The organism is Sphingomonas sp. Leaf343 (assembly GCF_001423765.1).
GTDB lineage: Bacteria > Pseudomonadota > Alphaproteobacteria > Sphingomonadales > Sphingomonadaceae > Sphingomonas.
The window spans coordinates 348,546-366,397 of sequence record NZ_LMPG01000001.1 but is presented as its reverse complement, the minus strand read 5'-3'; the positions used below and the strand labels follow the sequence as shown (position 1 = coordinate 366,397).

Below are 17,852 nucleotides of genomic sequence, written 5' to 3'. Positions count from 1 at the left end.
GCCGAAGCGCACCGCCGTCCGGATGGAATCAATCCGCAGGCTGCAGGTTGACTGCCGCCATCTTGCCGCGGCGATCCTCTTCCATTTCGAAATGGACGCGCTGGTTGTCGCGCAGGGTCACCATGCCGGCGCGCTCGACGGCGCTGATGTGCACGAACGCGTCCTTGCCGCCCTCATCGGGGGTGATGAAGCCATACCCCTTGTCGGCGTTGAAGAACTTGACGGTTCCGATAGTCATGACAGGCATTCCTTCTTTCGTGTCCGTCGCCCCCCGTGTGGGAGCGCCGGCGCCAGGGCAGCAGGGAAAGAAGGAAGAGGGTGCCGCAAAGCGCCGAAGACCGTCGATATGCGACTATAGCGACTCCTATATGCGCCTCGTACGCCTCGACCGCAAGGTGACGTCCCGGTAAGGCCGATCAGCCCCGCGCCCGGGCCGATCTGCGCGACCGTCGCCGCGACCGCCACCGCCGGAACAACCCGCGTTTCGAAAACCCCTCGAACATCTCCGCCGGCCCTTCGGGATCGAGCACCTCGTTGTCCGCCAGCCACGTCTCCACCGCGGAAAGGTCCGGCACCTCATAGGGGACCAGCGTCTTCCGGCCTTCGCCGCCCGGCGCGCGCAACGCCTCGATCGTATCGATCAGCGAACCGCGTTCGGCGATCGCCGCCGCCACCCGCTCGACCGGCCAGCCCAGATGTTCGGCGAGCAGGCCGTCGCGGATCGCGACGATGCACGCGCGCTGCCCCTCGTCGGCGGGCGCGATCGACAGGTCGCATTCCGTATCCAGCCGGAGCGAGCGGTTGTTGATATTCGACGATCCCAGCCGCAGCACCTCGCCGTCCGCGATCAGGATCTTGGCGTGGCAATAGATCGGCGTCCCGCCCGCCGTATACGGGTGGTACATTCGCAGCCGGCCATGCCGGTCCCGCCGCCGCAGCGCCTCCATCAGGCGCGCGCGGGCGGTGTCCATCGCCAGGGGTTCCAGCCACCCTTGCGCGGTGACCGGATTGATGATGACGATCTCGGGCGGCTCCGCCTCGTCTAGACGCCGGGCGATCGCCTCGGCGATCTTGCGGGACGCGAAATACTGGCTTTCGATGTACAGCGTGTGCCGCGCCGCCGCGATCTGCGACAGGAACAGCGCCTCGCTCTCATACACCGGCTCCTGGTCGTCCATCTCCGGAAACGTCCGGGCGATGCCGATATCGATATCCTCGAAATCGACCGGCAGCCCTTCCGGCCAGCAGGGTCCGGACGGCTCCGGCTCCGTCAGCAGCGCCATGTCGCCGCCCGCCGCGCGCCAGCGTTCGCGGAACAGGATGCCCAGCGCGCCCGCGACCGGCCCCTGCACTGCGCTGATCGCGTCGTGCCACGGCTTGTAGGGCTGGCCGCCGGGCCGATGGCGCAGCGGCTGCTCGTCGAGATGCTCGCGCGTGTCCCACCGCTCCGCCGTCATGTCGATGCCGCCGCAAAAGGCGAGGCAATCGTCGATGATGACGATCTTCTGGTGATGCGACGCGGCGGTCGGATGATGCCCGTCCAGCTTGGTGTGGATACGTGGATGCCGCATCCAGCGCAGCACCGTGAAGAACGTCGACCCGCGGAACAGCGACTTGATCGCGCCCGTGTCCCAGCGCAGCACGAACACCTCCAGCGCCGGGTTCGCCTCGACCAGATCGTGCACGAACCGGCCCAGCGGACGCGGCTGGTCGGCGGTGTGGTCCAGCACGATGCGTGCGTCGAAATCCCATCCGATCAGCAGGATACGGCGTTTCGCCTGAAGCATGGCCCTGCGCGCGACGCGGAAATACTCGTCGGCATCGATGATGACCGCCATCTTGTCGGCGTGTTCGATCCGCCAGAACTCGTCGCCGGTCTGCATTCCCGTTCGTTCCCCCGTGTGACGCTCAACCAGCATCCGCGTGCCCGAATACGCATGAAGCGGGCCGGTGTCTCCGCTTCCTATCCCGCGTCGAGGCGGGCAGGGGCGTAGCGCGCCGGATCGACGCCCGGCACGGCGGGATCATGCCCCAGCAACAGCGCCGCCGCCAGTCCGGCCGCCGCCGGCGCGGTCTGGATGCCGAAGCCGCCCTGCCCCGCGCACCAGAAAAATCCCGGTTCGGCAAAACCATAGACGGGCAGGCGGTCGGGCGCGAAGCTGCGCAGGCCGGCCCAGCGCCGCTCGACCGCCTCGACACGCCAGTCGACCACGCCCTCGAACCGGTTGATCGCGAGCGCGACGTCATACTCTTCCGGTGCGGCATCGCAGGGATCGGTCGGCGTCTCGTCGTGCGGCGACAGCCATAGCCGCCCGCCCGCCTCCGGCTTGAAATAGAAGCGCCCGCCGATGTCGGCGACGTGCGGCAGGCCGGCGGGTGCCGGCGGCGACGTCCGGAGCTGGGCGACGGTGCGGCGATAGGCGCGGATACCGATCGGGCGGACGCCGGCCCGGCTCGCGACGGTATCGGCCCACGCGCCGGCGGCATTGACGAGGATATCCGCGCCGAAACGACCGGCGCTGGTCGCGATATCCCATCGACCGCCTTCGCGCCATGCCGCTTCGAGACCGGCGTCCACGACAAGCGTCGCGCCGCCGCGCCGTGCCCGCGACAGGCAATCGGCATGCACCGCAGCCACGTCGATATAGGCGCAGCTCGGCTCCATCACGCCCAGCGTCCAGTCGGGACGCAGGCCGGGAATAAAGCTCGCCGGATCGACCCGGTGCAGTTCAACGTCGCTGCCGGCGAACCCGGCCAGAAAGGTATCGACCGCCGCCTCGTCTTCCGTGCGGCCGATATGCAGCGACCCGAGCGGTTGCAGGAACGGCGCGAGTCCCTGCGCCGATGCGGTCGTCAGCGGCTGGATCAACGGCCCGCCATAGGTTTCCGACCAGAACGCCGCCGACCGCCCGGTCGCGTGGCGGCCGGGCATATCCTCGGCCTCCAGCAACAGCACGCGCGCATGGGGCGCGAGTTCGGCGGCGAGGCTGGCGCCGGCGATGCCCGCACCGACGATGGCGATGTCGTAGGTCATCGCCGCGGTGCCCGCGCATCGAGAAAACCGTCGATCGCCGCCAGCGCACGCTGACGCACGGGATCGGCCTCCCGCAGGATCTCGTGCGCCGATTCGCGGCCGAACCGTACCAGATCGACGTCCGGCAGCCGGCTGGCGACGCGCAGGGCCGCGCGCGCGTCGACCAACTGGTCGGTGTCCGCCACCAGCATCTGCACCGGCGTCGTGACCGTCGCGATCCGCGCGTCGTCGCGGAGCGCGGCGGTGGCGGCGAAGGCCTGCACGATCCAGCCCCAACTCGGCGGCCCCAGCCGGAGCGTGGGTTCGCGATCGAACCACGCCTGCTCGTCGGCGAACCGCGCGGGATCGTGCGTCAGGCGGCGCTGGCGGTTGCGGATCGCGCGCGGGGTCACACCATGCGCCCACGCCGCCCGCCGCACATCGCCGCGCGCCGCGAGTCGGCGCGCCAGCCCGCCGCCGATCCACGCGCCCAGAGGATTGCGCAGGCCGAGCATCGGCGCGGCGAGCACCACCGCGTCCGGGTCGATCGCGCGCTCCACGACCGCGCGCAGTGCCACGAATGCGCCCATCGAATGACACACCAGCACATGCGGCCCCTCGCCATCCGCCTTCCAGTCGCGCCAGAACGCCGCCAGATCCGCCACCAGCGTCGCGAAATCGTCGAGATGGCCGACATCGCCCTCCGCCAGCCGACCGGAGCCGCCCTGCCCGCGCCAGTCGAATGCGGTCGTCGCCCAGCCGCGATCGTGGAAATGCGCCAGCGTCTCCAGATATTTCTCGATCATGTCGGCACGCCCGGCTTGCAGCAGCAGCCGGCCGCGCCCGTCGCCGGGCCGGTCGTAGCGACGGTGCGCCCAGCCGTCCGGTGCGCGCCAGACGCCCCGGACCGCATCGGCGGGCCAGTCCTGCAACGTCGGGATGGTCGGGACGGGGTTAACGGTCACGCCCCCCGGTTACGGTTTCCTAAGGGCTGCCGTCTAGGACCGATGCTGTGATGCTATGGGATTTCGTCCGGATCGGGCTGGCGTTCGTCGCCGGCGGCCTGCTGTTGTCGGCAGGCATTGAGGACGCACGCACCCGCGAGATCGCCGACTGGAAGAGCATCGCGCTGTGCCTGCTCGCACCGTTGTGGTGGTGGGCCAACGCCGCCACCTTCTGGCCCGGCGCGGCGGTGCAGGTCGCGGCCGCCGTGATCCTGTTCGCGGCATTCGCGGCCGCCTTCAACTTCGGCATGATGGGCGGGGGCGACGTCAAGCTGATCTCCGCGCTGACGCTGTGGCTGCCGCTCCACGAACTGGTGGGTATGCTGGTGGTGATGTCGCTGGCCGGCGGTGTCGTGACGCTGGCGATGCTGGTCGAGCGGCGGTTCGGTGCGCGGGGTCGCCCGATCGAGGTGCCGTACGGCGTCGCCATCGCCGCGGCCGGCATCCTGGCGTTCCGGGAACCCATCCTTAACCATTTTGCCTGATGCTTAACGTCTGAAGAACCGGATCAAGTCGCGAAAGGCGCGGGATACGCAACATGGACAGTCGTAAACTCATCCTGCTGGTAGGCGCGCTGTTCGTCGCCGGCCTGACCGCATTCCTCGCGAGATCGATGATGCAGGGCAGCGCCGCGCCGATCGCCGCCGCCGCGCCCGCCGTCGACGGACCGGAGGTGCTCGTCGCCACCCGCGCGCTGCCGGTGGGCACGATCCTCGACGCCACCGCGCTGAAGTACCAGCCATGGCCGAAAGAATTGGTCGACGGGGCCTATTATCTGCGCTCGCAGAGCGATCTGAAGGCGCTGCAGGGGACGGTCGTCCGCAACGCCGTCACCGCCGGCCAGCCGATCACGCAGGGCGCGCTGGTGAAGCCGGGCGATCGCGGCTTCCTCGCCGCCGCACTCGGGCCGGGCATGCGCGCCGTGACCGTGCCGGTGTCGGCGCAGGCCGCCGTCGCCGGCTTCGTCTTTCCGGGCGACCGGATCGACCTCGTCCTGACGCAGACGGTGGCGGGCGGCGGCGACGGTCCGCCGCTCAAGGTGTCCGAGACGATCATCCGCAACATGCGCGTGCTGGCGACCGACCAGCGCACCGACAACGTCGTCGGCGAGGACGGCAAGACCAAGGTCAGCACGTTCAGCAACGTCACCGTCGAATCGACACCGAAGATCGCCGAGCAGATCGCCGTGGCGCAGACGCTGGGAAGCCTGTCGCTGTCGCTGCGCAGCCTGGCCGACAATTCTACCGAGCTGGAAGAGGCGATCGCATCGGGTGCCGTGACGGTGCCGAACGGCGATCCCAAGGCTGAAAAGGCGATGCTGATGCAACTGGCGACGCAGCCCACGTCCGGCAATGCCAGCTTCGCCACCGGGGCCGACGTGTCGCGCTTTCAGCGCCGCAGCGTGCCCGGCAAGGCGGATCAGGGCACGATGTCCTCGCAGCTCAGCGGCCCCGGCATCGCGGCGCCCGCGCCGGCCGGCAATTTCCCGGGCTCCGCGCCCGCAGTCGCCATGGGTCCGGTCGTCCGGATCGCCCGCGGCAGCAACGTGACGGCCGTGCCCGTCGGGGGTAAGTAAGATGCGCGTCTCCACGATGAACCTGACGGGGGTCCTCGTCGTCGCCCTCGCCGGTGCGGTCACCACCGGTGCCCCGGCGCTGGCCCGCGGCAAGGCGCCGGTCCGTCCGGCCCGGCCCGCTGCCCCCGCCGCATCGGCCGCCCCCGCATCGGCTCCCGCCGCGGTGCTGGTGGTCGCGACCGGGCGCGGTCAGCTGATCCGGCTTGCCCAGCCGATGAGCGACCTGTTCATCGCCGACGACGGCATCGCCGACGTGCAGGTCCGGTCGCCCACCCAGCTCTATATCTTCGGCAAGAAGACCGGCGAGACGACGATCTCCGCGACGTCGAAGAGCGGCGCGGTCGTCTATTCCGCGACGGTTCGCGTCGGCACCAACCTCAATTCGGTCGGCCAGATGCTGTCTCTGGCGATGCCGGAGGCGAAGATCACCGCGACGCCGATGAACGGCATGGTCCTGCTGACCGGCACCGTCGCCGCACCGGACGACGCCGCCGAGGCGGAGCGGCTGGTGCAGGCATTCGTCGGCGAATCGACCAAGGTGCTGTCGCGCCTGAAGACGGCGACGCCGTTGCAGGTGAACCTGCAGGTGCGCTTCGCCGAGGTCAGCCGCAACTTCATCAAGAACGTCGGCGTCCGCCTCAACACCAGCGACCGTGCGGGCAGCGGTTTCCTGTTCGGCTCCAACTCGGGCAACGCCGGCACGATCACCTATGACGGCGCGGGCGTGAAGACGTCCACCTACTCGGTCGGGGCGCAGCGCAGCACGCTGGGTATCGCGGGTCGCCTGTTCGGCACCGACATCCTGTCGGCGATCGACCTCGGCGAGACGATCGGGCAGGTGACGACGCTGGCCAATCCGAACCTGACCGCCCTGTCGGGCGAGACGGGCACGTTCCTGGCGGGCGGCGAAATCCCGATCCCGATCGCGCAGGCGCTCGGTGCGGTGTCGATCGAGTACAAGCAATACGGCGTCAGCCTGTCCTACACGCCGATCGTGCTGTCGGACGGCCGCATCTCGCTGCGTGTCCGTCCGGAAGTGTCGCAGCTCGATTATTCGAATGCGATCAACATGAGCGGCACGCGTGTGCCGGGCCTGACCTCGCGCCGGGCGGAAACCACGGTCGAGCTTGGCTCCGGCCAGAGCGTCATGATCGGCGGGCTGCTCCAGAACAGCCACAACAACAACATCGAGAAGACGCCGTTCCTGGGCGATCTGCCGATCATCGGGTCGCTGTTCCGGTCCAATTCCTTTCAACGGAACGAGACCGAACTCGTCATCATCATCACCCCGTATCTGGTGAAGCCGGTCAACTCCTCGTCGGAGATCGCGCTGCCGAGCGACGGCTATCGCGCACCGACCGATGCGGGCCGGATCCTCGGCGGACAGCTCAGCGGCTCCTATCTGCCGGGCACGCCGATCGACCGCCGCCCGGTGCCGACGATGGCGGTGTCTCCGGATGCGGCACCCGCGATCGGCGTCAACGCGACGGTGCCGCCGGTCCCGATCCCGGCCGCGCCGCGGTCCGACGACCGCGTCCGCGCGCTTCCCGCCGCTGCGAAGAAGGGCAGCACCGCGATGCCCGGCTTCTCCCGCTGATGCGTGCCCAAGGGACCAACACGATGACCAAGCACAATCTCCTCCTCGCCCTGACCCCCGCCCTCCTCCTCGGCGGCTGCATGGGCAACCAGCCTGCGCGCCGCGGCGTGGAGTCGGTTCATCAGCCGGTCGTACAGAGGTCCGACTACGTCCTCGACCTTCAGGTCGCCGGCGATCGCCTCGCCAGCGGCGAGTCGCAGCGGCTGGCCGGCTGGCTGGACGGACTGCGCGTGGAATTCGGCGACCGGATCGGACTCGACGATCAGGGCAGTTCCTCCGCCATGCTGCGCGGGCAGGTGTCGGGGACGCTCGCCGCACGCGGCCTGCTCATCAGCGACGAGGTTCCGATCACCGCCGCGCCCGTCGCCCCCGGTACGGTGCGCGTCGTCGTCAGCCGGATGAAGGCCTCGGTTCCAGGCTGCCCGGACTGGGAGCACCGTCTCGACACGACGTTCGAATCGGCGACATCCCCCAATTACGGCTGCGCGGTGAACCGCAATCTGGCGGCGATGGTCGCCCGGCCCGAAGACCTGATCCACGGCGCGGGCACGACCACCACCGATCCCGCGACCAGCAACCGCGCGATCGTCGCCTATCGCAAGGCGACGTCCACCGGCGGTGGCGGCACCGCCGTGAAGGCCGAATCGGCAGGAGGCCGCTGAAATGAACGCTCCCTGGAAGCCCACCGGCGTGGGCACGCGCGACCCGTTCTTCGCCTATGTCTGCGACGACACGACCGCCGACGCGCTGCGGCCGATCGTCAGCGAACTCGGCTGGTCGATCGAGAAGATCCACAAGGGCGGGCTCCGCAACGCGATCCAGTCGCTGTCGGTATCCGCCAGCCCGCAGATCCTGTTCGTCGATCTCGCCGAATCGGGCGATCCGCTGAACGACATCAACGCGCTCGCCGAGGTCTGCGAACCGGGCACGGTCGTGATCGCGGCCGGGCAGATCAACGACGTGCGCCTGTACCGCGACCTGATCGCCAGCGGCATTCAGGATTACCTTCTGAAGCCGCTCCATCCGGACATGATGCGCGACGCGTTCAGTCACGCACAGGCGATGCTGAACGCGCCCAAGCTGGTCGATACGACGGCGGATCGGCCGCATTATTCGGTCGGCATCGTCGGGGCGCGCGGCGGCGTCGGCGCGTCGATGGTCGCGACCTCGATGGCGTGGCTGCTGGCGGAGAAAGAGGGGCGCACCACCGCGCTGCTCGATCTCGACGTGCATTTCGGCACCGGCGCGCTAAGCCTAGATCTGGAACCGGGCCGCGGCCTGACCGACGCGATCGACAATCCCAGCCGAATCGACGGACTGTTCATCGAACGCGCGATGGTCAAGGCATCGGAAAAGCTGGCGGTGCTGTCCGCCGAAGCGCCGATCAACCAGCCGCTGATGACGGACGGCGCCGCCTTCTTCCAGTTGCAGGAGGAGATGCGGTCGGCGTTCGAATGCACCGTCGTCGATCTGCCGCGCGGCATGCTGGTCCAGCATCCGCACCTCGTCAGCGATATTCAGGTGATGGTCGTCGTTACCGATCTGACGCTGGCGGCGGCGCGCGACACGATCCGCCTGCTGTCGTGGTTCAAGACCCATGCGCCGAATACGTCGGTCACCGTGCTCGCCAACCGCGTCGCGGGCAGCGGCCAGCCGGAGATCACGCGCAAGGATTTCGAAACCTCGATCGAGCGCAAGATCGATTACATCGTGCCGCTCGACATGAAGCTGGCGGCGCAGGCGGCCAAGCTCGGCAAACCGATGGCCGAGGCGGGCAAGAGTTCCAAGACGGTCACGCCGATCGGCGACCTGGTTCGCGCGATCACCGCGATCGTCCCCGACGACACGGACGCGAAGGCCAAGGGCAAAGCCAAGTCCGGCAAGGATGCGGCCGGGTCCGGCGGTTCCTCGCTGTTCGGCGGGCTCAAGGGCCTGATGACGAAGCGCCCCGCGAAGGCGAAGTAAGCCGGCGACGGCGGAAGGGCACGTCATGGACATGCTGCCACTGATGATCGCCGGGTTCGGCGGAATCCTGATCCTGGGGATGGCGGCGCTGGCGTTCGCCGGCCCTTCCCCGCAGCGCGCCCAGGCGCGGCGGATTGCCGCGCTGCGCGAGCGGCACGGCGATGCGGGCGTAGCGGTGGACGCCAAGCTGCGCCGTATCACCGCGTCCCGCGACACGAAGATGGATGCGGCGGTCGGCCGGTTGCTGCCGAACCGCGCGGCGCTGGCGAAGCGGCTGGCGATGACGGGCAAGGAATGGACCGTCGGCCATTACGGCATGGCGACCGCGGGCATCACCGCAGTCGTCGGGCTGCTGCTGATGCTGAAGGGCGCGCCCTTGCTGATGGCGCTGCTGCTCGGTCTGGCGATGGGCGCGGGCATCCCGCATTTCGTCGTCGGCAAGGTCATCAAGCGCCGGATCGCCAGATTCACGGCGAAGTTCCCGGACGCGATCGACCTGCTGGTGCGCGGTCTGCGCTCCGGTCTGCCGATCAGCGAAACCATGAGCGTCGTCGGCAGCGAGGTCGACGGCCCGGTCGGCGAGGAATTCCGCGCGATCGCGGACAAGATGAAGATCGGGCGGACGATGGATGCCGCGATGCAGGAAACCGCCGACCGGCTGGGTACGCCGGAGTTCCAGTTCTTCGTCATCACGATCGCGATCCAGCGGGAAACCGGCGGCAACCTGGCGGAGACGCTGGCCAACCTGGCCGAAGTGCTGCGCAAGCGCAGCCAGATGAAGCTGAAGATCCGGGCGATGTCGTCCGAATCCAAGGCATCGGCCTATATCATCGGATCGCTGCCGTTCGTCGTCTTCGGCCTGATCTGGACGATCAACGACACGTACATGCAGAACTTCTTCGTCGACCAGCGGCTGATCGTCGCGGGATTGGGCGGCATGATCTGGATGAGCATCGGCGCCTTCATCATGGCCAAGATGATAAACTTCGAGATTTAGGACAGCGACGATGACTCCAGCTCATGGCCCAACGCTGCTCGGCGTCGACGTCCTCTGGGTCGCGACGTTGCTGTCCGGCGTCGCCGCCTTCGCGGTGATGATCGCGATCTATGCCGCGACCACGGTCAAGGACCCGATGACGAAGCGCGTGAAGGCGCTGAACGATCGTCGCGAACAGTTGAAGGCGGGCATTACCGCATCGACCAAGCGTCGCGCCAAGCTGGTCCAGCGCAACGACACCGCCGATCGCATGAAGACGATGCTGTCGTCGATGAAGGTGTTGCAGGACAGTCAGGTCAAGGCCGCGCAGATCAAGCTGCTGCAGGCGGGCATCCGGTCCAAGGAATGGGCGGTCGCGGTGATCTTCGGCCGCATGGTCCTGCCGATCGTGTTCGGCGGCATGGCGGTGTTCTGGGTCTATGGCACGGACGGTTTCGCGGACTGGTCGCCGCTGAAGAAATACGGGCTGGTCGCGGTCACGTTCATCATGTCCTACAAGGCGCCCGACATCTTCCTGACCAACAAGATCAAGAAGCGCACCGACCTGATCCGCAAGGGGCTGCCCGATGCGCTCGACCTGCTGGTCATCTGCGCGGAGGCGGGCCTGACCGTCGACGCAGCGTTCCATCGCGTGGCGCGTGAATTGGGCCGCGCCTATCCCGAACTGGGCGAGGAATTCACCCTCACCGCGATCGAGCTCGGCTTCCTGACCGATCGACGTCAGGCGTTCGAGAATCTCGCCATGCGGGTCGATCTGGACGCGGTGAAGGGCGTGACCACGACGATGATCCAGACCGAGAAATACGGTACCCCCCTCGCCTCCGCCTTGCGCGTGCTGTCGGCGGAGTTCCGGAACGAGCGCATGATGCGCGCCGAGGAAAAGGCCGCGCGGCTGCCCGCGATCATGACGGTGCCGCTGATCCTCTTCATCCTGCCGGTGCTGTTCGTCGTCATCCTGGGTCCGGCGGCCTGTTCGATCAAGGACGCGCTGATGACCGGCTGATGCCGGTCGTCGCCGCCCCCCTCCCCACCCCCCGCGCAACCCGCGGACAGGATGATCGTTGTCGCTCCGTAACAGGAGGGATTTCGATGTTCACTACCACCCAATGGCTGATCGTGGCGCTCGTCCTCGTCGCCGGCTGGCTGCTCGGGCTGGCGAGCCATCCGGGCGGCAAGAGGTGGAAGACCCGCTACGCCGCCGAGCGGGAGGCACATGCGGCCAACCGCAAGGAAGCCGAGGCGCGCATCGCCGCTGCCGACCGCCGCAACACGGAACTGGAGCGCGAGCATGCCCGCCTCGCCAGGGCAGCCCCCGTTACCGCCGCAACGATCGCGCCCCGCGCTACCGCCGCCGCCAACCGCGCCCGCCCGGCCTATCCGGCCGGCGAGCGTCGCGGCTGGTTCGACTGGGGCCAGCGCCCGCGGGTGTGATGCTCAACACCTCGTTAACCTTGTTGCGCTTAGGGTCGCCGCCGTAACGAAGCGGGAGTGGACGATGCGCCAGAGGTGTTCGGTGGCCGGAATCGGCGAGCATGCCCGGCAGGTACGCGCCGAAGCGGACAAGATGCGCGCTGCGGTCGAGGGGCATGGCCGCGACGCCAAGGTGACGATGACCGCCCTCCAGTTCCGTCTGCTCGCCGACATGATGACGCAACTCGCCGATGCCGCATCGGGATGCGGTGGCGAAGAGTGCATGGGTGCCGAGGTCGACGGATTCCGCTTCTGGGTCGCGAAGTCGCCGCTCGGGCATCCCCAGGGGAATGCGTAGCGGCCCTCCGGGTCATGCCGGGACCAGCCCGGCATGACGTGTCCCTACTCCGCCGCCAAGGCCGCCTGAGCCGCTGCCAGTCGCGCGATCGGCACGCGATATGGCGAGGCCGACACGTAATCGAGCCCCACCTTCTCGCAGAACGCGATCGAGGCCGGGTCGCCGCCATGCTCGCCGCAGATGCCCAGCTTGATGTCGGGCCGCGTTGCGCGGCCGCGCTCCACCGCCATCTCGACCAGTTCGCCGACGCCATCGACATCGAGGCTGACGAACGGGTCCTTGGCGTAGATGCCCTGCTCCACATACGCGCCGAGGAAGCGGCTGGCGTCGTCGCGACTGACGCCGAGCGTGGTCTGCGTCAGGTCGTTGGTCCCGAACGAGAAGAATTCGCCCGTCTCCGCGATTTCGCCCGCCTTCAGCGCGGCGCGGGGTAGTTCGATCATCGTGCCGACGAGATATTCGACGCGCTTGCCGCGTTCGGCGAACACCGCCTCCGCCGCCTTGTCGACGACCGCCTTCATCAAATCGAGTTCGCGCTTGGTTCCGACCAGCGGGATCATCACTTCCGGGATCGGCGGTTCGCCCGATTTCTCGGCGACATCCAGCGCCGCCTCGAAGATCGCGCGTGCCTGCATCTCGTAGATTTCGGGATAGGTCACGCCCAGCCGACAGCCGCGATGGCCGAGCATCGGGTTGAACTCGTGCAACTCGGCCGCACGCCGCTTCAGCGTGTCGATGTCGATCCCCGCCGCCGTCGCGACCTCGGCGAACTCGGCTTCCTCGTGGGGCAGGAATTCGTGCAGCGGCGGATCGAGCAGGCGCACCGTCACCGGCAGGCCGGCCATCACCTCGAAGATCTCCGCGAAATCGCTACGCTGTTCGGGCAACAGCTTGTCCAGCGCGGCGCGGCGACCCTTCTCGTCGGACGCCAGGATCATCTGGCGCACCGCGGTGATGCGCGCCGCATCGAAGAACATATGCTCGGTCCGGCACAGGCCGACTCCTTCTGCCCCGAACTCGCGCGCGGTGCGGCAATCGGCCGGCGTCTCCGCATTGGCGCGCACCTTCAGGCGGCGGACCTCGTCGGCCCACATCATCAGCGTGCCGAAATCGCCCGCCAGTTCCGGCTGAACGGTCGCGACCTCGCCGGCCATGACCTCGCCGGTCGCGCCGTCGATCGTCAGGATATCGCCTTCGCGCACCTCGCGCCCGCCGACGCGCAGGATCTTGTCCTTGGCCGAGACGGAGATGCTGCCGGCACCCGACACGCAGGGCCGGCCCATGCCACGCGCCACGACGGCGGCGTGGCTGGTCATGCCGCCGCGCGCGGTCAGGATGCCGCGCGCCGCATGCATGCCGTGGATATCTTCCGGGCTTGTCTCCGTGCGGACGAGGATCACCGCCTTGCCGTCCGCTGCCCAGCGCTCGGCGGTGTCGGCGTCGAACACCGTCGCGCCGGACGCTGCGCCGGGCGAGGCCGGCAGCCCCTTGGCGATCACGTCGCGCGGTGCCGACGGATCGAGCGTCGGGTGCAGCAACTGGTCGAGCGCGGCGGGATCGACGCGGGCGATCGCCTCGCGGTGGGTAATCAGCCCCTCGTTCGCCATGTCGACCGCGATCTTCAGCGCCGCCTTGGCGGTCCGCTTGCCCGACCGGGTCTGGAGCATCCAGAGCTTGGCCCGTTCGACCGTGAACTCGATGTCCTGCATGTCGCGGTAATGGGTTTCGAGCCGGTCGAACACGGCGGCAAGTTCCCCATAAACTTCCGGCATCGCCTCCTCCATCGAAGCCGCCTTCGCACCCGCCTCCTCGCGCGCGGTCTTCGTCAGATATTGCGGGGTGCGGATTCCGGCGACGACGTCCTCGCCCTGCGCGTTGATGAGGAATTCGCCATAATAGGCGCGGTCGCCCTTCGACGGGTCGCGGGTGAAGGCCACGCCCGTCGCCGACGTTTCGCCCATATTGCCGAACACCATCGCCTGGATGTTGACGGCGGTGCCCCATCCGGCGGGAATGTCGTTCAGGCGGCGATAGACCTTCGCCCGCTCCGACTGCCACGATCCGAACACCGCGCCGGCCGCACCCCAGAGCTGGTCGTGCACGTCCTGCGGAAACGGCTTGCCCCATTCCGCCTCGACCAGCGCCTTATACTCGGCGACCAGCGCTTTCAGATGCGCGGCGGAGAGTTCGGTGTCGAGCGTGAAGCCGTTGTCTTCCTTCGCGATCTCCAGCGCTTCCTCGAACGCGCCGTGATCCAATTCCAGCACCACGTCGGCGTACATCTGGATGAAGCGGCGGTAGCTGTCCCACGCGAACCGCTCGTCGTCAGCCCCCTTCGCCAGCCCCTCGACCGTCTCATCGTTCAGCCCGAGGTTCAACACGGTATCCATCATCCCCGGCATCGACACGCGCGCGCCGGATCGGACCGACACCAGCAGCGGATTGGCGGAATTGCCGAACGCCTTGCCCGTTACCTGTTCGATATGGGCCAGCCCCTGCGCCACCTCGTCGCGCAGCGATTTCGGGAAGACCTCCCCTTCCTCGTAATAGCGCGCGCACATCGCGGTGGAGATGGTGAAGCCCGGCGGCACCGGCAGGCCGATCGACGCCATTTCCGCCAAATTCGCGCCCTTGCCGCCAAGCAGGTTCCTGTCACCCTTGCCCCCGTCGGAGACGCCGCCGCCGAAGCGGTAGACATAGCGGTCGTCGGCCCCGTTCAGGTCGGTGCTCGTTCCGGGTGCCGTTGCCATGTCCTCATCCCCATCTTATGATCGATGCATTCGTATGTTGTGCGCCGCAGCATTCTTGCAAGCTATTTTCACGCCGCGTTGCGTAAAGTTAGCCTTCGATCCGTGAGAAGTCGGCAACGCCGTGCACCGCATCGCGCACGCGTGCGAGCAGCGCCAGCCGCGCGGCGCGCTTGTCCGCATCCGGATCGTTGACGGTCACGCTGTCAAAGAACGCGTCGATCGGCCCACGAAGCGTGGCGAGCGCCCCCATCGCCGCCTCGAAATCCTCCGCCTCCACCGCGCGGGCGGCAGCGGGTTCGGCGGCGTCGAGCGCGGTGATCAGGTCCGCTTCCGCTATTTCGGCCGTGTAGGACAGCTTCTTTCCGTCTCCCTGCGGAAGAGGAGTGGAGGAATACCCCTCCTTCTTCAGGATATTGGCCGCCCGCTTGTAGCCGGCGAGCAAATTGGCCCCGTCCTCCGTCCCGACGAACGCCTGCAACGCGCGGACGCGGGCGAGCAGGCGGATGATATCGCCATCGCCGCTATTCTCGAATACGGCGTCGATCAGGTCGTGCCGTACGCCGGCTTCGCGTTGCTGAACTTTCAAGCGATCGTCCAGGAACTCGAACAGCCAGGCGCTCTGACCGGTGTCGAGTTTCAGAACGTCGGACAGTCCGATGAAGTCGAGACGCAACTCCGACGCCAGTATCAGGCGGATCGCGCCAAGCATCGCACGGCGCAGGGCGAATGGGTCCTTTGACCCCGTCGGATACAGCTCGACGGAAAAAAACGAGCCGATCGTATCCAGCTTATCCGCCAGCGATACCGCCACCGTCACGGGATCGGTCGGCACCTCGTCGCCCTGCCCGACCGGCTTGTAGTGATCGCGCACCGCCGCCGCGACGCGGGGGTCTTCGCCTTGCGCGGCGGCGTAATAGCCGCCCATCAGGCCCTGCAATTCCGGGAACTCGCCGACCATGCCGGTGACGAGGTCCGCCTTCGCCAGCCGCGCGGCGCGTTCGGCGAGGTCGGCCAGTTCCTCCCCGGAACGGGGAGGGGGACCATCCGCAGGATGGTGGGGGGGGGCGTCCGCGAGCGACGCACCATGAGGCACGCCCCCTCCACCAGCTTCGCTGGCCCCCCTCCCCGTGCCGGGGAGGATTATCCCCTCTTCCACCAGCCACCGCGCCAGCTTGGCGACGCGGTCGACCTTATCGGCCACCGTGCCCAGCTTCTCGTGGAAGACGATCTTCGACAGCTTCGCCGCCTGTTCTTCCAGCGGCACCTTCAGATCGGTGTCGTAGAAGAAGCGCGCATCCGACAGCCGCGCGGCGAGGACCTTGCGGTTGCCCTCGACGATCGTCGCGCCGCCGTCCGACGCCTCGATATTCGCCGTACAGACGAAAGCGTTGGCCAGCGCGCCATCCGCGTCGCGGCACACGAAATACTTCTGGTTCACACGCGCGGTCAGCTGGATGACCTCGGGCGGCACGCTCAGGAACTCCGCGTCGAACCGGCCGAGCAGCGGCACCGGCCATTCCGTCAGGCCGGCATTCTCGCCCACCAGCCCCTCGTCCTCGACCAGCGTCAGCCCGGCCTCCGCCGCCAGCGCGGACGCGCGGTCGCGGATGATCGTGCGGCGGGCGTCCTGATCGACGATGACGTGCGCTGCGTTCAGCTTGGCGACGTAATCGTCGGCGGAGCCGATCGTGATCTGGCCGGGGTGGTGGAAACGGTGGCCGAGCGTCGCGTAGCCGCTCTCGATGCCGGCGATCGACACCGGCACCAGCGCCTCGCCGAGCAGCGCGACGATGCCGTGCAGCGGGCGGACCCAGCGCAGCGACTCGGTGGACGCGGACGCCGCGCCCCAGCGCATCGATTTCGGCCACGGAAAGGCGCGGACGATCGCCGGGATCGCCTCCGCCAGCACGTCGGCGGTGGCGCGGCCGGGCTTTTCGGTGATCGCGAAGAACACGCCGTCACGCTCGGTCAGTTGCTCGCGCGTCAGGCCGGTCTTGCGCAGGAACCCCTCCAGCGCCTGCGGCGGCGCGGCGGTCTTGGGGCCCTTCACCTCCTCGGTGACCGCGGCGGTTTCCAGCGGCAGATCGCGCGCGATCAGCGCAAGTCGGCGCGGCGTCGCATAGGTCGCGATCGCGCCGGCCGAGATGCCCGCCCTGGCGAGTTCGGCGGCGAACAGGCGGGCGAAGTCTTCGCGCGCCTTGTCCTGCATGCGCGCCGGGATTTCTTCGGAGCGGAGTTCGAGGAGGAAGTCGGTCACGCGGCCCATCCGTTCTTGTCCATCCAAGCGCCGCACGCGCCCTTCGCCAGATCGCGGACGCGGCCCATATACGCCTGCCGCTCGGCAACGGAGATCACGCCGCGCGCCTGCAACAGGTTGAAGGTGTGCGATGCCTTGATCGCCTGTTCGTAGGCGGGGATCGGCAGGCCGCGCTCCAGACAGTTCTCGCACTCCGCCGCGGCCTTGCGGAAAAGGTCGAACAGCCTGTCGGTGTCTGCGACCTCGAAGTTCCAGGTCGACATCTGGCGCTCGTTTTCGAGGAAGACATCGCCGTAACTGACGCCGCTGTCGTTGAACGCCAGGTCGTACACGTTGTCGACGTTCTGGATATACATGGCGAGGCGCTCTAACCCGTAGGTCAGCTCGCCCGCGACCGGCTTCATGTCGTAACCGCCCATCTGCTGGAAATAGGTGAACTGGGTCACCTCCATCCCGTCGCACCAGACTTCCCAGCCCAGCCCCCATGCGCCGAGCGTCGGCGACTCCCAGTCGTCCTCGACGAAGCGGATGTCGTGAAGGGCGGTATCCACCCCGATCGCCGCCAGCGAGCCGAGGTACAGGTCCTGAAGATCGGGCGGGCTGGGCTTAAGGATCACCTGGTATTGATAGTAATGCTGGAGGCGGTTGGGGTTCTCCCCGTAGCGGCCGTCGGTCGGGCGGCGGCATGGCTGCACGAAAGCGGCGTTCCAGCTGTCCGGCCCCAGCGCGCGCAGCGTGGTCGCGGGGTGAAACGTGCCCGCCCCCATCTCCATGTCATAGGGCTGCAGGATTACGCAGCCGCGCTCGCTCCAGTAATCGTGCAGCGCGAGGATCATGCGCTGGAAGGACAGCGGGCGCTGAGCAGGTGGGGGAGCAGGCGGGGCGGCGGATGGGGCGGCGGACATGCCCCGCGCTTTGGCGAAAC

16 protein-coding genes are annotated in these 17,852 nt (G+C 68.1%); 9 read left to right on the top strand and 7 right to left on the bottom strand.

All coding sequences use genetic code 11. The annotated features are described in order from the left end of the window. Nucleotides 1–28: 28 nt before the first annotated feature. The 4 genes from ASG07_RS01530 to ASG07_RS01515 form a co-directional block, all read right to left on the bottom strand. On the bottom strand, nucleotides 29–238 hold the full coding sequence (locus ASG07_RS01530) for a cold-shock protein (RefSeq protein ID WP_055841220.1): 210 nt from the start codon (nucleotides 236–238) through the stop codon (nucleotides 29–31). 178 nt (nucleotides 239–416) lie between these two features. Further along, the gene (locus ASG07_RS01525) at nucleotides 417–1,883 is read right to left on the bottom strand and encodes a phospholipase D-like domain-containing protein (RefSeq protein WP_055841216.1); all 1,467 of its coding nucleotides are present in this window, start codon (nucleotides 1,881–1,883) and stop codon (nucleotides 417–419) included. 80 nt (nucleotides 1,884–1,963) lie between these two features. Further along, a complete protein-coding gene (locus ASG07_RS01520) occupies nucleotides 1,964–3,034 on the bottom strand; it encodes an NAD(P)/FAD-dependent oxidoreductase (protein ID WP_055841213.1) in 1,071 nt (356 codons plus the stop codon). Beyond that, nucleotides 3,031–3,978 (bottom strand): alpha/beta fold hydrolase, encoded by a 948-nt coding sequence (locus tag ASG07_RS01515; protein ID WP_082474418.1) that lies wholly within the window; start codon nucleotides 3,976–3,978, stop codon nucleotides 3,031–3,033. Before ASG07_RS01515 ends, ASG07_RS01520 begins: the two co-directional genes overlap by 4 nt. Before the next feature lie 50 nt (nucleotides 3,979–4,028). Between ASG07_RS01515 and ASG07_RS01510 the strand changes: the two genes are divergently transcribed. The 9 genes from ASG07_RS01510 to ASG07_RS01470 all read left to right on the top strand — a co-directional run bounded on the left by ASG07_RS01510 (nucleotide 4,029) and on the right by ASG07_RS01470 (nucleotide 11,920). Further along, complete coding sequence (locus tag ASG07_RS01510) at nucleotides 4,029–4,502, top strand: A24 family peptidase (protein WP_055841210.1); 474 nt, start codon at nucleotides 4,029–4,031, stop codon at nucleotides 4,500–4,502. Between the two features lie 53 nt (nucleotides 4,503–4,555). Further along, nucleotides 4,556–5,593: a Flp pilus assembly protein CpaB gene (gene cpaB, locus ASG07_RS01505; protein ID WP_055841208.1), complete on the top strand. Its 1,038-nt coding sequence runs from the start codon at nucleotides 4,556–4,558 to the stop codon at nucleotides 5,591–5,593. A gap of 1 nt (nucleotide 5,594) precedes the next feature. Then, on the top strand, nucleotides 5,595–7,190 hold the full coding sequence (locus tag ASG07_RS01500; protein ID WP_082474417.1) for a type II and III secretion system protein family protein: 1,596 nt from the start codon (nucleotides 5,595–5,597) through the stop codon (nucleotides 7,188–7,190). 23 nt (nucleotides 7,191–7,213) lie between these two features. Next, complete coding sequence (locus tag ASG07_RS01495) at nucleotides 7,214–7,852, top strand: CpaD family pilus assembly protein (protein ID WP_055842793.1); 639 nt, start codon at nucleotides 7,214–7,216, stop codon at nucleotides 7,850–7,852. Nucleotide 7,853: 1 nt separating this feature from the next. Beyond that, complete coding sequence (locus ASG07_RS01490; RefSeq protein WP_055841204.1) at nucleotides 7,854–9,155, top strand: AAA family ATPase; 1,302 nt, start codon at nucleotides 7,854–7,856, stop codon at nucleotides 9,153–9,155. Nucleotides 9,156–9,180: 25 nt separating this feature from the next. Then, complete coding sequence (locus ASG07_RS01485) at nucleotides 9,181–10,152, top strand: type II secretion system F family protein (protein ID WP_055841201.1); 972 nt, start codon at nucleotides 9,181–9,183, stop codon at nucleotides 10,150–10,152. Nucleotides 10,153–10,162: 10 nt separating this feature from the next. Continuing rightward, nucleotides 10,163–11,155, top strand: coding sequence for a type II secretion system F family protein (locus tag ASG07_RS01480; RefSeq protein ID WP_055841198.1), 993 nt, complete (start codon nucleotides 10,163–10,165; stop codon nucleotides 11,153–11,155). A gap of 86 nt (nucleotides 11,156–11,241) precedes the next feature. Continuing rightward, nucleotides 11,242–11,583, top strand: a complete 342-nt coding sequence (locus tag ASG07_RS01475; protein WP_055841196.1) for a hypothetical protein — start codon at nucleotides 11,242–11,244, stop codon at nucleotides 11,581–11,583. Nucleotides 11,584–11,647: 64 nt separating this feature from the next. Beyond that, the gene (locus ASG07_RS01470) at nucleotides 11,648–11,920 is read left to right on the top strand and encodes a hypothetical protein (RefSeq protein WP_156361691.1); all 273 of its coding nucleotides are present in this window, start codon (nucleotides 11,648–11,650) and stop codon (nucleotides 11,918–11,920) included. A gap of 44 nt (nucleotides 11,921–11,964) precedes the next feature. Here ASG07_RS01470 and ppdK read toward each other — a convergent pair whose 3' ends face one another. From ppdK to ASG07_RS01455, 3 genes are all read right to left on the bottom strand, one after another. Continuing rightward, on the bottom strand, nucleotides 11,965–14,670 hold the full coding sequence (ppdK, locus tag ASG07_RS01465; RefSeq protein WP_055841192.1) for a pyruvate, phosphate dikinase: 2,706 nt from the start codon (nucleotides 14,668–14,670) through the stop codon (nucleotides 11,965–11,967). A gap of 88 nt (nucleotides 14,671–14,758) precedes the next feature. Beyond that, nucleotides 14,759–16,927: a glycine--tRNA ligase subunit beta gene (gene glyS / locus ASG07_RS01460; protein ID WP_055842790.1), complete on the bottom strand. Its 2,169-nt coding sequence runs from the start codon at nucleotides 16,925–16,927 to the stop codon at nucleotides 14,759–14,761. Continuing rightward, nucleotides 16,924–17,763, bottom strand: a complete 840-nt coding sequence (locus ASG07_RS01455; RefSeq protein WP_055841189.1) for a glycine--tRNA ligase subunit alpha — start codon at nucleotides 17,761–17,763, stop codon at nucleotides 16,924–16,926. Before ASG07_RS01455 ends, glyS begins: the two co-directional genes overlap by 4 nt. Nucleotides 17,764–17,852 lie beyond the last annotated feature (89 nt).